Origin of the sequence: Frondihabitans australicus, from assembly GCF_003634555.1 — a bacterium.
Lineage (GTDB): Bacteria > Actinomycetota > Actinomycetes > Actinomycetales > Microbacteriaceae > Frondihabitans > Frondihabitans australicus.
Genome location: NZ_RBKS01000001.1, coordinates 2,175,776 through 2,188,896 on the forward strand (window position 1 = coordinate 2,175,776; position 13,121 = coordinate 2,188,896).

General features: G+C 70.7%; 15 protein-coding genes. 3 read left to right on the top strand and 12 right to left on the bottom strand.

The genetic code is table 11. From position 1 onward, the window contains the following. Positions 1 to 2: 2 nt before the first annotated feature. From C8E83_RS10165 to C8E83_RS10190, 6 genes are all read right to left on the bottom strand, one after another. Positions 3 to 2,570, bottom strand: a complete 2,568-nt coding sequence (locus C8E83_RS10165; RefSeq protein ID WP_121369788.1) for an MMPL family transporter — start codon at positions 2,568 to 2,570, stop codon at positions 3 to 5. A gap of 66 nt (positions 2,571 to 2,636) precedes the next feature. After that, positions 2,637 to 3,308: a TetR/AcrR family transcriptional regulator gene (locus C8E83_RS10170; protein ID WP_121369789.1), complete on the bottom strand. Its 672-nt coding sequence runs from the start codon at positions 3,306 to 3,308 to the stop codon at positions 2,637 to 2,639. 50 nt (positions 3,309 to 3,358) lie between these two features. Beyond that, on the bottom strand, positions 3,359 to 3,877 hold the full coding sequence (locus C8E83_RS10175) for a GNAT family N-acetyltransferase (protein WP_121369790.1): 519 nt from the start codon (positions 3,875 to 3,877) through the stop codon (positions 3,359 to 3,361). Then, positions 3,874 to 4,155, bottom strand: coding sequence for a type II toxin-antitoxin system TacA family antitoxin (locus C8E83_RS10180; RefSeq protein WP_147430143.1), 282 nt, complete (start codon positions 4,153 to 4,155; stop codon positions 3,874 to 3,876). Before C8E83_RS10180 ends, C8E83_RS10175 begins: the two co-directional genes overlap by 4 nt. 72 nt (positions 4,156 to 4,227) lie before the next feature. Continuing rightward, positions 4,228 to 4,518: a hypothetical protein gene (locus C8E83_RS10185; protein ID WP_121369792.1), complete on the bottom strand. Its 291-nt coding sequence runs from the start codon at positions 4,516 to 4,518 to the stop codon at positions 4,228 to 4,230. A gap of 55 nt (positions 4,519 to 4,573) precedes the next feature. Next, positions 4,574 to 5,038, bottom strand: coding sequence for a phage tail protein (locus tag C8E83_RS10190; RefSeq protein ID WP_121369793.1), 465 nt, complete (start codon positions 5,036 to 5,038; stop codon positions 4,574 to 4,576). Between the two features lie 181 nt (positions 5,039 to 5,219). Between C8E83_RS10190 and C8E83_RS10195 the strand changes: the two genes are divergently transcribed. Both C8E83_RS10195 and C8E83_RS19510 read left to right on the top strand, forming a co-directional pair. Further along, on the top strand, positions 5,220 to 5,594 hold the full coding sequence (locus C8E83_RS10195; protein ID WP_147430144.1) for a hypothetical protein: 375 nt from the start codon (positions 5,220 to 5,222) through the stop codon (positions 5,592 to 5,594). Next, on the top strand, positions 5,591 to 5,752 hold the full coding sequence (locus tag C8E83_RS19510) for a hypothetical protein (protein ID WP_170159909.1): 162 nt from the start codon (positions 5,591 to 5,593) through the stop codon (positions 5,750 to 5,752). The genes C8E83_RS10195 and C8E83_RS19510 overlap by 4 nt, the downstream gene beginning before the upstream one ends. On the opposite strand, the gene C8E83_RS10200 is transcribed toward C8E83_RS19510, so the two are convergent. The 5 genes from C8E83_RS10200 to C8E83_RS10220 form a co-directional block, all read right to left on the bottom strand. Next, entirely contained in the window at positions 5,742 to 6,656 is a 915-nt protein-coding gene (locus tag C8E83_RS10200) for an aminoglycoside phosphotransferase family protein (RefSeq protein WP_121369795.1), read from the bottom strand. The two genes, C8E83_RS19510 and C8E83_RS10200, sit on opposite strands and share 11 nt — an antisense overlap. A gap of 108 nt (positions 6,657 to 6,764) precedes the next feature. Next, complete coding sequence (locus tag C8E83_RS10205; RefSeq protein ID WP_245981584.1) at positions 6,765 to 7,934, bottom strand: Fic family protein; 1,170 nt, start codon at positions 7,932 to 7,934, stop codon at positions 6,765 to 6,767. Between the two features lie 156 nt (positions 7,935 to 8,090). After that, positions 8,091 to 8,741 (bottom strand): Pr6Pr family membrane protein, encoded by a 651-nt coding sequence (locus C8E83_RS10210; protein ID WP_121369797.1) that lies wholly within the window; start codon positions 8,739 to 8,741, stop codon positions 8,091 to 8,093. A 9-nt stretch (positions 8,742 to 8,750) separates the two neighbouring features. After that, positions 8,751 to 9,848 (bottom strand): TDT family transporter, encoded by a 1,098-nt coding sequence (locus tag C8E83_RS10215; protein ID WP_121369798.1) that lies wholly within the window; start codon positions 9,846 to 9,848, stop codon positions 8,751 to 8,753. Between the two features lie 50 nt (positions 9,849 to 9,898). Then, entirely contained in the window at positions 9,899 to 10,843 is a 945-nt protein-coding gene (locus C8E83_RS10220) for a LysR family transcriptional regulator (RefSeq protein ID WP_147430145.1), read from the bottom strand. A 119-nt stretch (positions 10,844 to 10,962) separates the two neighbouring features. Here C8E83_RS10220 and C8E83_RS10225 point away from each other — a divergent pair, with 119 nt between their 5' ends. Next, positions 10,963 to 12,480 (top strand): FAD-dependent monooxygenase, encoded by a 1,518-nt coding sequence (locus C8E83_RS10225; RefSeq protein WP_121369800.1) that lies wholly within the window; start codon positions 10,963 to 10,965, stop codon positions 12,478 to 12,480. A gap of 80 nt (positions 12,481 to 12,560) precedes the next feature. On the opposite strand, the gene C8E83_RS10230 is transcribed toward C8E83_RS10225, so the two are convergent. Further along, positions 12,561 to 13,115, bottom strand: a complete 555-nt coding sequence (locus tag C8E83_RS10230; protein ID WP_121369801.1) for a TetR/AcrR family transcriptional regulator — start codon at positions 13,113 to 13,115, stop codon at positions 12,561 to 12,563. Positions 13,116 to 13,121: the final 6 nt, after the last annotated feature.

The window sequence follows — 13,121 nt, forward strand, 5'->3', positions numbered from 1 at the left end:
CGCTACTGCGCGGCGCGGTGCGACGGCGGGCCCTCGTGGTGCACGGCGGGCTCGGCGTCGACGGGCACGGGCGCCGCGTGCGACTGGTGGTGCGAGCCGTCGACCGGGTGGGTTCGCTCCAGCTTCGCGCCCTCGACGTCGACGTCCGGCAGGATCCGGTCGAGCCACTTCGGGAACCACCACGCCGACCGCCCGAGCAGGTGCATGACGGCCGGGATGAGCAGCATGCGCACGACGAACGCGTCGACGAGCACTCCGAAGCCGAGGCCGAAGCCGATCGGGCGGATGGTCGAGGAGTCGGAGAAGATGAAGCCCGAGAACACCGAGATCATGATGATCGCGGCCGCGGCGACCACGTTCCGCCCGGCGTGGAGGCCCCGCTGCACGGCGACCTTCGCCGACGCCCCGTGGGCGAACGCCTCGCGCATGCCCGACACGAGGAACAGCTGGTAGTCCATCGCGAGCCCGAACAGCACGCCGACCTCGATGATCGGCAGGAAGCTCAGGATCGGCGCCGGGTCGTGCACCCCGAAGATGAACGACAGCCAGCCGAACTGGTAGATCGCGGTGAGACCGCCGAACGCGGCCAGCAGCGAGAGCACGAACCCGGCCGTCGCGGTGAGCGGCACAAGCAGCGACCGGAACACGATGATGAGGATGATCAGCGAGAGGCCGACGACCACCACGAGGTAGAGCGGCAGCACGTCGGCGAGCTTCTCGGAGACGTCGATGTTCGCGCTCGCGTTTCCGGCCACGCCGATCGTCGCCTTGCCGTCGTCGGTAGAGATCGGCGACAGGGCGCGCAGGTCGTGCACGAGGTTCTCGGTCGAGACGCTCGACGGGCCGCCCGTGGGGATCACCTGGTAGGCGACGACCGTGCCGTCCTTCGAGGCGCCGATCGGCGCGACGGCCGACACGTTCTTCTGCGACGAGATCTTGGCGCCGATCGTGACCTCCTGCTGCAGCAGGTCGGTTCCGGTCGCCTTCTTCGGCAGGTCGGCCACGACGAGCAGCGGCCCGTTCTGGCCCTCGCCGAACTTCGACGCGAGCGTCTCGAACGCCTTGTACTGGCTCGAGTCGGTCGCCTCGGACGAGCCGTCGGGCAGGCCGAAGCGCATCTGCATGGCGGGCAGGGCGATCGTGCCGAGCACGGCGACGCCGACGATCAGCGTCACGATGGCCCGCCAGGTCTTCATCGGGGCGTTGGGGATCCGGGTGGAGGCCGTGTTGCCGATGGCCTCGCGCTCCTTCCGGCGCAGGATCCTCATGCCGACGATCGAGAGCATCGCGGGAGTGAAGCTGATCGCCACGAGGATCGACACGGCCACGGCGACCGCGCCGACGGTGCCCATGAGGCCGAGGAACGGGATGCCCGTGATGTTGAGGGCGAGGAGCGCGATGATCACCGTGGATCCTGCGAACAGGACGGCGTTGCCCGAGGTGCCGTTCGCGAGCCCGATCGACTCCTGCAGCTCCATGCCCTGCTTCAGCTGCCTGCGGTGCCGGTTGAGGATGAACAGCGAGTAGTCGATGCCGACCGCGAGCCCCAGCATGACGCCGAGCACGGTCGTGACCGAGTTGAACTGCACTAGCCCCGAGAACGCCGTCGCGCCGAGCACGGAGACGCCGATGCCGACGATCGCGGCGAGCAGCGGGAGGCCGGCGCCGATGATGGTGCCGAGCATGATGAGCAGGACGATCAGGGCGACGACGAGGCCGATGACCTCGCCCGGGCCCAGGATCGAGGGCACCGCCTGGGCGATGTCGTCCGTCACGTAGACGTGCACGCCGTCGAGGCCCTTCGCGGCCGTGGAGACGATCGACGACTTCACGTCGGCGTCGACCTCGTAGAGGGACTTCGTGAAGCTGACCGATCCCACGGCGGTGGAGCCGTCCTTCGACACGAAGCGGATGTTCTTCGACTGGTCGAGGAGGTCCGCGCCGAGCTCGAGTTTCGTCTCCTGCGTCTTCAGGGTCTTCGTCGACGAGTCGATCTTGGCCTGCTGGGCCTTGAGCTGCGCGGTGCCGGCGTCGATGGTGGCCTGCTGCGAGGCGAGCGCCGAGGCGGGGGTTCCGGCGGCCTTCGCGGCGTCGAGCTGCTTCTGGCCGGCGTCGAGCTGCTTCTGCGCGGCGTCGAGCTGAGCCTGGCCCGCGGCGAGCTGCTTCTTGGCGTTCGCGATCTGCGTGCGGCCGGTCGTCACCTGCGCCTTCTGCTTGTCGAGCTCGGCCTGCGTCGTGAACGGGTCGGTGACGCCCTTGACCTGGTGCTTGCCCTTGATCGAGGTGAGGAAGTCGGAGACCTCGGTCTTCTCGCTCGCGGTGAAGGCCTTGCCGTCCGTCGTCTCGAACACGATGCTGCCCGATCCGCCCGAGGCCGACGGGAACTTCTTCGCCAGCTCGTCCGTGACCTTCTGGGTCGCCGTGCCGGGAATGGTGATCGACGACGACGGCGTGCCCTTGAAGAGCGCGTAGCCGGTGCCGGCGAGGGCGATGATCACCACCCACGCGATGATCACCGTCCAGTGGCGGCGTGCGGCGAACCGCCCGAGACGGTAGAGGAGACCGGCCATGGGATCCCTGTTTCTTTCTCTGCTGTGGTGGTGGGTGGAGGGGGTGCGCCGGTGGACCCCCGGTGGTCAGTCGCGCGGGCGGTAGCCTGCGCGCACGCTGTCGATGAGTCGTTCGAGGAGGTCGCTCCAGGCGCCGCGACCCTGCGCGTCGAGGGCGACCCCGCAGTGCAGGATCCAGTGCTTCGCGATGACGATCACGCCGCCCATGAGGGACGAGACGAGCAGCTCGGCCTCCAGTGCGTCGGCGCCCGGGTGGCGGCGGTTCACCTCGCCGAGCAGGCGCGTGGCCGCACGCGAGAACGCCTCGTCGCTGAGGGCGCGCCCACGGGCGTCATCGGGGTCGGGTTCGCCGAGGATCTGCCCGATCCTGTCGATGGCGAGGGGAAGGTCGGTCGTGCGCAGGACGACGGCGAGCTCGTCGAACATCGAGGCGCGCGAGTCGTCGCCGACCGGTGCCGCGGCGACCGCGGCGATGAAGTCGTCGACGATGACGTCGAGTTCTTCGGCGCACAGCGTGAGGAGGATCTCGTCGAGCGAGGCGAAGTGGTTGAAGATGGTGCGACGCGCGATGTCGGCGCGTTCCGCGAGTTCGTCGACCGAGAAGCGCGGGCCCGAGCGTTCGTCGACGAGGCCGCGTGCGGCGCGCAGGATCGCTGCGCGGTGGCGGGCCTTCAGCGCGGCGCGGCGATCGGGCGCGGCGTGCCGGTCGGGAGCCGTGGCCGAGGAAGCGGAGAGCACCCGTTCACACTAAGTGCATGGATGCACTCGGTGCACACTTCTCGGGGAATTCACACGATCACCGCGGCGAGCAGTGTCGCCTCGGCGTCCGCCAGGAGCATGTACAGGCACCGAGCCGAGCCTGGCATGAGCGCGAAGCCGAAGTGCTCGTAGAAGGCGACGGCCGCGTCGTCGACGGCGTGGACGATGATCGCCCGGGCGCCGACGAGGCGGGAGGCTTCGATGCTTTTGAGCACGGCATCCTGCAGCAGGGATGCTCCCAAGCCGAGGCCGCGGAACCGGAGATCGGTCGCCGCTCGGCCGATCAGGATGACCGGGATCGGGTCGGGCATGTTCCGGCGCAGGGCGCCCACGGCGTCGTCGGGGCGAAGCGAGCTCGCAGCCAGGCAGTAGTACCCCGCGATGTCCCCCGACTCGGCATCGACCGAGACGAACGTGCGCGAGGCACCGCCCTTCTCGTTGCGGATGGCTCGGATCTGAAGCCAGCTCGTGAGAGAGGTGTTGCCGCAGTCGAAGCTGCTCGTGTCGTCGGCGGCCGTGACGGGCCTGGGTCGCCGGAAAGCCGTCACTCGTCCTCGACGAAGATCGAGGGGCGTGCGAGGAGGCCTGCGAGCTTGTCGACAGACTTGGCCGGGCGGTCGAGGAGGGCGGAGAACGCCTCGAAGCTCCTCCGCGACATGGCGATCTCGCGCTCGCGCCGAATGGTGTCTTCCGCCTTCTCGACGAGGGCCGTCACCGAGAAATCGCTGACCGATCGGCCGGAGATCGCGGCAGCCTGCTCGATCTCGCGTTTCTGGGCGGTTGTCAGGCGGAGATCGAGCCGGTCGCTTTTCGTGGTGGCTGGCATGAGGTCAGTGTACGGCACATCGCCGTACACTGCACGACGCGATCGCCGCCGTGAGCAGTGTCGCCTCTGCAGTCAGAAGCCGACGCGACGTGGGGGTGTGGGCGGCTCGCCGGGGAATCCCGGGAGGCCGAGCGCTGAGAAGTCGGGCAGCGGGAACTCCGGCATGGAGGGAACGTCGGTGTCGCTGATGACGATGGGCGCGCCCGGTGTCCAGAGCAACCAGACCGCGCGGCCCTCCGGGCCCATCAGCGTGAACTCGAGCGGCTCTGCGCTGAGGGCTGCCTCTTTGAGGCGGGCTTTGAGGTCGACGGCCTGCGCGGCGGTGAGGCCGAGGCGCGCCCCGGCGAAGACGATGTGCGGCATGCCGTCACGCTACGCGCGGCCGCCTCGCAGGGGCTGGGATCGGCCAGGCGACGGCCTAGTACTCGCCCTTGACGACGAAGAACGAGCCACGGATCTCGCCGGCGAGCTTCGACTTCTGGCGCGCGAACTTGAACGTGGAGGCCAGCTCGGCCGGAACCTCCATGCCCTGCGACAGCTTGAAGCCGACCGCGCGCTTGCCGGCGTCGGCCAGCGTGTAGAGCAGGTTGACGACGAGGCCCGACTCGTAGATGACGTAGGTCCAGCGGATGCCGTCGACGTGCATCTCGGCGACCTCGAGGGGCTTCGATGCGAACTCGAGGTCGCGCTCGACCTTCAGCACCTTCTCGACGAGCTCGAGGTACTCCGGCTTCTCCTCCGGCGTGTAGACGACGAAGGGCGCCTTGTACTTCGTGTTGAAGTAGCGTGCCTCGTTGGCACGCAGGCCGGCGAGGGCGTCGGCGACGGGCGACGATTCGAGCCCCTCGGTGGAGACGTTCACGAAGTCGACGGTGCTGGGCATGATTCCTCCTGGTGCGGCGTTTCTCGCGTTTCTCACACGCTAGCGTGCGGCGGCGGCCGTGCTCTTCTCGGATCCTGCTCGATGGCTGTCCTCTCCCCCACAGGCGTCGTCTCGAACGATGCGGTGACCCGAATCTGTGGACAGCCGCCGCAGGATTCTCGCAGCGCGCCAGGCTCTCGGCATGGGAATCCGTCACTCCGCCTACGCCGTCCGCCCTCACGAGATCGACCTCGCCCGCGAAGATCCGCGGCATTACATCCACTGCGCCGCCCCGGTCAACGACCCCGAATACGACTGGGAGTACGCGGAGACTGCACCCGACACAAGCGCGGTCTTCCTTTACCTCATGCAGGCGTGGAAGGAACTCCAAGAGCTGTTCAGCTATGTAGAGACCGCCTCGGGAAGACCGACTCACCCTTCCGTGTGCTACTCATCGATGGCTCCAGACCGCGCCGACGGCTCTGGACTCGACTTCGTCGGCCGGGGTGCCAGAGAGAACGTCGTCTGGGCCGTTGGGTTCGGTATCGCGTGCTCTCACCCGAGGAGGTCCAAGTGATCGGCAACGGCTTGGCCGGGATCGACCAGGCTGACGTCCACGCTGCAGGCTTCGACGAGGTTCACCGCGACTACGTCATGGAGCATCTCAGCAAGCTCCAGGCCTTCTTGACTGCATGCAAGACGAGCGGCGCAGGAATCCTCTACATCATGGGGTGAGCGCAGTGAGGTCGGCGTCGGCGAGGAGCCGCGCGAGCGTCGACCTCCCGAGCGCACTCATGCCGGGATTCGACTCGCGGTAGTACCAGACGAGGCCCATCGACTGCTGCAGGGCCCACGCGGCGCCGCGCAGCCACTCCGTGTCGGTGCAGGCCAGGCGAGCCCTCATGATCCTGCGCCCTTCGGCTTCGAGAAGGTGCCACGCGCAGACGAGGTCGAGGGCAGGATCGGCAGGCCCGAACGACCCGCCGTCGATCACCCCGACGAGCCGTCCGCCCGACACCAGGAGGTTCGCCGGCGTGAGGTCGCGGTGCGACATCACGTCGGGCCCCGACGGCGGCACCTCGCGCAGCCCCTCCCACAGCGCCCGCAGGCGCTCGACCGGCAGCAGCCCCTCGCTCTCGGCGAAGCACACGGCCATCCACTCGTCGGAGTCACGGAGGTCGCCGCCGCGCCCCTTGCCGTCGAACGAGCGCCCGAGAGTGTCGGCCGAACGGAGCGCCGCGACCAGCGCGGCGAGGTCGTCGGCGAACGGCGCCGACCCCGCAAGACCGTCCGGGGTGGCCACGTCGCCGTCGACCCAGGTCTGCACCGACCACGGCAGGGGATAGACGGGGCCGGGGGCGCCGATCGCGACGGGCCGGGGCGTGGGGAACGGGCAGGTGTCACCGAGCTCCTGCATCGCTGTGGCCTCGTTCTCGAGGTCGGCGCGGACGGCGGCCGGGTCGACGCCCTGAAGAGGGAACCGCGCCGCGAGCCCGGTGCCGACGCGGTAGATCGCGTTGACCGTGCCGTCGGTGGCGAGCGCTCGAACAGGCTCGGCGGCCCACTCGGGGAACTGCGTCGCGATCAGCCGTGACGCCGTCGCGAGGTCGATCGGCACCTCGTCGTCGTGCATCGCCATGCGCCAAGTCTGGCGTGCGCGCGCGCTGCGCCTCCCGAAAACGACTCTGCGCACCGGGAATCGCGTGCGCAGAGTCGTTTTCGGGAGGGGAGGCGCGGCCTGGACCCGTCACGCTCCGTCGTGGAGCCGCCCGACGACCGCCTCGTCGGGGGCGGGCGGCCCGAGTCTCGGTCGGACCCGAGCGGTGTCGCCGCCGCCGACGCGATTGCTTCGCTCGGTCAACGCCACGAGCGCGAGGTGACGGTCGGCCGTCCACGCCGAGGTCTGACCCCGGTGGTTGCGGACGCGCGACAGGATCGCCGCGTCCGTCAACTGGGTCAGAGCGTTCGTCGCCGCGGTGGCCGAGATGCGGTAGCGCGAGGACACCCCCTGGATGGTCAGAACCGGCTCGGAGGCCAGCGCCCCGAGGATCTTCGCGGCCACCGAGTCGCGTCGCGGGCTCGCCGGAGACAGGCCGGCCCGGTGGCGGTGCACGGTCAGGTCGACGAGTGCTTCGTGGTCGAGTTGTTCGACCCTCTGCGAGAGACGGACGGCGTTCGCGGCGGCGAGTTCGGTCGCCTCGCAGAACCTGTCGACCCAGGAGTCGACATCGCCGTCGCGGAACGCCGTGAGGCCGTCGATGTAGCCGTCGACTGCCCCGGCGAACACGGTGCTGATGGGAACGAGCAGGTTGCGCAGTGCATCGGCCCGACGGAGGACGGTGTGGATGAGCGCGCGCCCCGTTCGCCCGTTGCCGTCGATGAACGGGTGAATGGTTTCGAATTGGGCGTGCGCTAGGGCCGCTCTGACGACGGGATTGCCCGACGTGGCTGTGACGAAGTCTGCGAGGTTGTCGAGCAGACGCGGCACCTCGCCCTCGGGCGGCGGCACGAAGTCCGCCCGCAGCGGCGACCACCCGGGGCCACCCACCCAGTTCTGCTCCTGCCGAACGCCGAAGGGCAACCCCGGCTCGATCACGTGCTGGAGCGCTTCGATGTCTGCCGCCGTGATGGGACGATCGCGATCGGCGAGATCGGCGATGGCTTCCTCCGTCGCGCGAACATTCGCCACGACGTCGAGCGCGACCCGGTCGCCTCGTCGAAGCGCCTCCGCCACCGCGAGCTTCTTCGGCGACACCCGATTGCCCTCGATCCACGACGAGGAGATGCTCTCCGACCGGATGAGCAGATGGTTGAGATATCCGCCCCGCTCGCCGATCCGCTCGTCGGCGCGGGCGAGAACGACCAGCGCGTCGGCCGCGGCCGATTCCGTCGACGCTGATAACTGCGGCAGGTCCACGCTCAGCTCGTCGGGAACGAAGGCGCGGTAACGACCTGCCGCGCGGTCTCTTCTGGTCAGGTGCGCGCTTTCGTCCGGTCGCCAGACGAGGTCGACATAGTGCATTGCCGGCTGCCTTAGGTTGGATGCCCGATGTTCGACACAACCTTAGTCACACTAGAGTGTTGTCGCATCCGCCTCGCGCACGGCCGAGCGCCCACGGCCCGACAGAGCATTCCCGACGGCGCGCACGGCGATCGCCAGCACGATGAACGCGGCGAGCAGCACGACGCAGTACAGCGCCACTCCCCCGTAGCCGCCGACACGCGCCGGGTTGAAGAACGGGTAGCAGTAGAAGTCGACGATCGCGCCGCGCACCACCGAGTACACCGTGTACGCGACGGGCACGATCACCCAGAGCCAGGCCGTCCGCCACCGCACCCGGGTCGCGGGCGGCAGCAGAAGCCAGTCGATCACGACGACGAGCGGCATCACCATGTGGTGCACGACGTTGACCCACGGCTTCAGCCCGCCGAGGTCGGCGTTCGCCAGCAGGGTGTTGAACACGATGCCGACGAAGGCGAGGTAGACGACCGACGCCCCGCGGATCGCCTCCCAGCGCGGGCCGAGAGGGCGAGATCGCAGGATCGCGACAGCCCCGACCACGAACACGACACTCCCGAACAGATTGCTGAGCGTGGTGAAGTAGCTGAAGAAGTCCACCAGGCCGAAGTGGGTCTGCACGGCGATGACGAGCTGGGTGATGACGCCGGCGACGGAGGCCGCGGCAGCGGCGAGGCGCAGGACGACGGCCAGGGTGTGCCTCATGGGCTCACTCTAGTGATGCACTGCGATCGGCGGGGCGAAGACCGCCGCCGTCACCACGCTCGCGCGGAACGTCCGCACGGACACGACCGCCCAGGCGACCACGAGGCCCGCGTAGGCGACGCACGCGAGCACGGCGAACAGCCCGAGCCCGGTGTGAAGAGCCAGCCCGTTGAGTCCTGTGACGCACGTGCCCACGGGAAACGTGAACGACCACCAGGTGAGCGAGAACGGCAGGCCGTCGCGAGCCGTGCGGAGCGTCACGAGCGCGGCGAGCGCGGCCCACAGCAGTCCGAAGCCGATCATCGGCACGCCGTAGACCAGCCCGAAGACCTGCAGCCCGTCCGCGATCGGCGCCGCGACGACCCCGTGCGCGACGCCGCCGAGCAGGTTGGCGGCCGTCACAGACTGGCCGACCGGACCCAGCACGATCCACAGGGTCGGCACGAGTCTCGCCCCGCCGATCGACCGCTGCGACAGGCGCGCCCAGAGCTGCGCGATGACGAGCAGCGACGGCACGAGGGCGAGCCCGAACATCGCGTAGCAGCCCCAGAGCAGCGTCTCGCGCGGCTGGCCCGCCGGCGCGTACGGCACGAGCAGCGCCCCGGTCGACGCCGACACCATCGGCGGTACGATCGGCATCAGCCAGCCGCCGAACGGGCTGTCGGCGGTCACGTCTGCTCGTACGAACGTGCGGTACGGCAGGGCGACGACGGTCACGAGGCCGAGGGCCGTGCCGAGCGACCAGAGCACCCAGTCGACGGCGACGGCCGCGGGTTCGCCGATCACCGTCCGCCCGACGAGCAGCGTGCCAGCGCCCACGGTCAGCAGCGCCATGGCCGGGGCGCCCCAGAAGTGCGACACGACGGGGTCGACGAGGTGGCGGAGCGCCGCACGCCCCGCGACCGCCCAGTGGGCGACTGTGGCGACCACGAGCGCGACCAGCAGCGCCGCGGCGAGCGCCCAGACGACGGTGGCGAACGGCAGGAGCCCCGGCACCGCCACCGGCAGGCTCGCCGCCGCGGTCGCCACGATCCCCGTGCCCATCACCGAGGCGAACCAGTTGGGCGGGAGGTCGGAGAGCACGTGGCGGGGGCGGAGGGCGATCATGCTCTCAGCGTGCCGGGGCGACGATCGTGCCTGCTACGGGAGGACTCTGGTCACGTCACAGCCTCCCCTTGTGACGATGCGCGCAGGATCGCGAACAGCGTCTCGGCGGCCGCGGGCAGCGCCACCCCGTTCTTCCACAGGGCGGTGAACGGCCGCTCGAGCGAGAGCCCGGCCACCGGCACCGTCGCGAGTGCTCCCCGGGCCACGTCGTCGCGCACGGCCGCCTCGCTCAGCACCGACGGACCGATGCCGGTGGCGACGGCCGCGCGGATGGCGCCCGTCGTGGCGAGGACGGCGGCGGGCTCGGCGAGGACGAGCGGCGCCGGGGTGCCGTCGGGCGACGTGTGCGAGGAGAGGGCGAGTTCGAGGGTGCGGCGGGTGCCGGATCCTGCTTCGCGAAGGACCAGCCCGGTCTCGGTCAGGTCGCGCGCGGTCAGGGGCCGATCGAGGCTCGCCCACGGGTGGTCGGGGGCGACCACGACGACGAGGCGGTCGGTGCGGATCGGCGCCGAGCCGAGGTCGGCGGGCACCTCGGGCGTCTCGACGAGGCCGACGGCGGCGCGGCCCGAGCGGACCTCGTCGACGACGAAGGCGCTGTTGCCCGAGGTGAGGCGGCAGGCGGCGCCGTCCGTCGCGGCGCGGAAGGCGGCCATCCACGCCGGGGCGAACGCCTCCGCGAGGGTCTGGCTGGCCGCGACCGCGAGCACGGCCACGGTATCGGCGCGGAGGGCGCGGATCGACAGGGCGAGGGCGTCCGCCTCGGCGAGGAGACGACCCGACCACTCGACGACGAGGCGCCCGTGGTCGGTCAGCGACGACCCCTGCCGGGTGCGGCGCACGAGGCTCAGCCCGAGGTCTCGCTCGACGTCGGCGATGCGGGCCGACGCGGCCTGCTGCGAGAGCCCGACGGCCGTGGCCGCCGCCCCGACGGTGCCGGTGTCGTCGATGGCGCGCAGGATCCGCAGCGTCACCAGGTCGGGCACGGTCTCTCGCACACGACCAGTCTGCCCTGCATCTCCAGGGTACCGGCCACCCCGGGGCTTGCCGCAAGGGCCCCTCAGCACGGCAGAATGACGGGCCGCGCGGCACAGGCGGCGGGGTTGAGAGGGAGTACATGCACGACGTGATCATCGTGGGCGCGGGCCCGACCGGAATGATGCTGGCGAGTGAGCTGAGACTTCACGGGATCGAGGTGCTCGTCGTCGAGCGCCAGGCCGAGCCGAGCCTCCTCGTGCGGTCGCTCGGGCTGCACGCGCGGAGCATCGAGATCCTCGACCAGCGCGGGCTGCTCGGCCGCTTCCTCAAGGTCGGGCGGCTGTACCCGGGCGCGGCGAGGTTCGCGGGGCTGTCGGCGCCCGTGCGCGAGGGTGCCGCGTCGCCGTACGGCGACGTCCTCGGCATCCCGCAGCCGCTCACCGATCGCCTGCTGACCGCCCGCGCCCTGGAGCTCGGCGCGATCGTCCGTCGGGGCGTCGCGGTCACGGGCCTCGAGCAAGGCACCGACGAGGTCGCCGTGACGCTCGACGACGGCACGGTCGAGCGGGCGCGGTGGGTGGTCGGCTGCGACGGAGGGCGAAGCACAGTGCGCAGGATCCTGGACATCGCCTTCCCTGGCGAGCCCGCCGCCACCGAATGGCTGCTCGCGGAACTCCACGTGACGTCGGCGGCAGACGAGGTCGCCCGGGTGTCAGAGGAGGTGCGGCGCACCCACCGCGGCTTCGGCATCGGGCCGGCACCGGAGGTCCGGCTGCCGGGTGACGGAGACCACAGCGCGCGGGACGACCACGCGGGCGAGGCGAGCCCGCTCTACCGGGCCGTCGTGCCGGCGGCGTCCGTGTCGGAGGATCGCACGACCCCGCCGACGCTCGACGAGTTCCGGGCGCAGCTCATCGCGTACGCCGGGACGGACTTCGGGGCTCACTCGCCGCGCTCGCTGACCCGCTTCACCGATGCCACGCGGCTGGCGGAACGGTACCGGGTGGGCCGGATCCTGCTGGCCGGAGACGCCTGCCACGTGCACCCGCCTCTCGGCGGCCAGGGCCTCAATCTCGGGCTTCACGACGCCGTCAACCTCGGGTGGAAGCTCGCGGCGGCGATCGCCGGGTGGGCTCCCGAGGGGCTCGTCGACACGTACGAGGCGGAGCGCCGGCCCGTCGCCGACGAGGTGCTGTCGCTCACTCGCGCGCAGAGTGTGCTGATGCTGCCGGAGCCGGGGCCGAGGGCGGTGCAGCGGCTCCTGCGGCGGTTGGTGGAGTTCGCCGACGTCGATCGGTTCCTGGCGGAGAGCGTGTCGGGCATCGGCGTGCGCTACGACCTCGAGGGGCCTGACTCGGCCGAGGTCGGGCGACCGGACGTCGTCGGGCGTCGCCTCGGCGACCTCGTGCTGGCCGACGGCAGCAGGCTGTTCGAGCGGCAGCGGGCGGCGCGCGGCGTGCTCGTCGACTCGACGGGCGCACTCGACGCCTCACGGTGGGCCGATCGGGTCGACGTGGTGGCGGCGCCGGTGGCCGAGCTTCCGGCGCCCGCCGTGCTCGTCCGCCCCGACGGCCATGTCGCCTGGGCCGGCGACGCCGACGCTCGCCCCGCCCTCGACGCCGCGCTCGCCCGCTGGTTCGGCGCGCGCCTTCCGTAGCCGCGCCCGGCCCCACGACAAAACGCGACGATCGCGACGCGTTTGTATGTCGCGGCAGTCGCGTTTTGTCGCAGCTGGGGTCAGGCGGCGATCGAGCGCAGGATCAGAGACATCAGCCGCTCCCCCTGCTCGTCCCCCTCCGCCCCCGGCGGCACCCGCCAGAGCGCGCCGAGCAGCAGCAGCACGTCGTCGACATCGAGCCCCGGCCGTACCTCACCGGTCGCCTCGCCCGCGTCGAGCAGTGCCCGGATCGCTCCGACGACCGGGCCGTAGCTCTCGCTCGTCACCGTCTGCTTCGTCGACCCGGTGAGGGCGTCGCCGAGCCCCTGCTTCGTCTTCATCGCCTCGGCGAGCGCCTCGAACCACATCCGCGTGGCCACGAGCGGCGGGTGCTCCGCGAGCAGGGGCGCGACCTGGTCGACGAGGTCGCGGATCTCCTCGCGGTACACCTCGATGAGCAGCGCGTCGCGGTTCGCGAAGTGCCGGTAGAGGGTGCCGGATCCGACTCCCGCCGTCTTGGCGATCGCGTTCAGCGAGACGTCGCCGGTGGTGCGCAGAGCCTCACGGGCGACCTGCACGATCCGGTCGCGATTGCGCTTCGCGTCGGCGCGGAGGGCCTGGTCGGGTGGGGTCACGGAAAG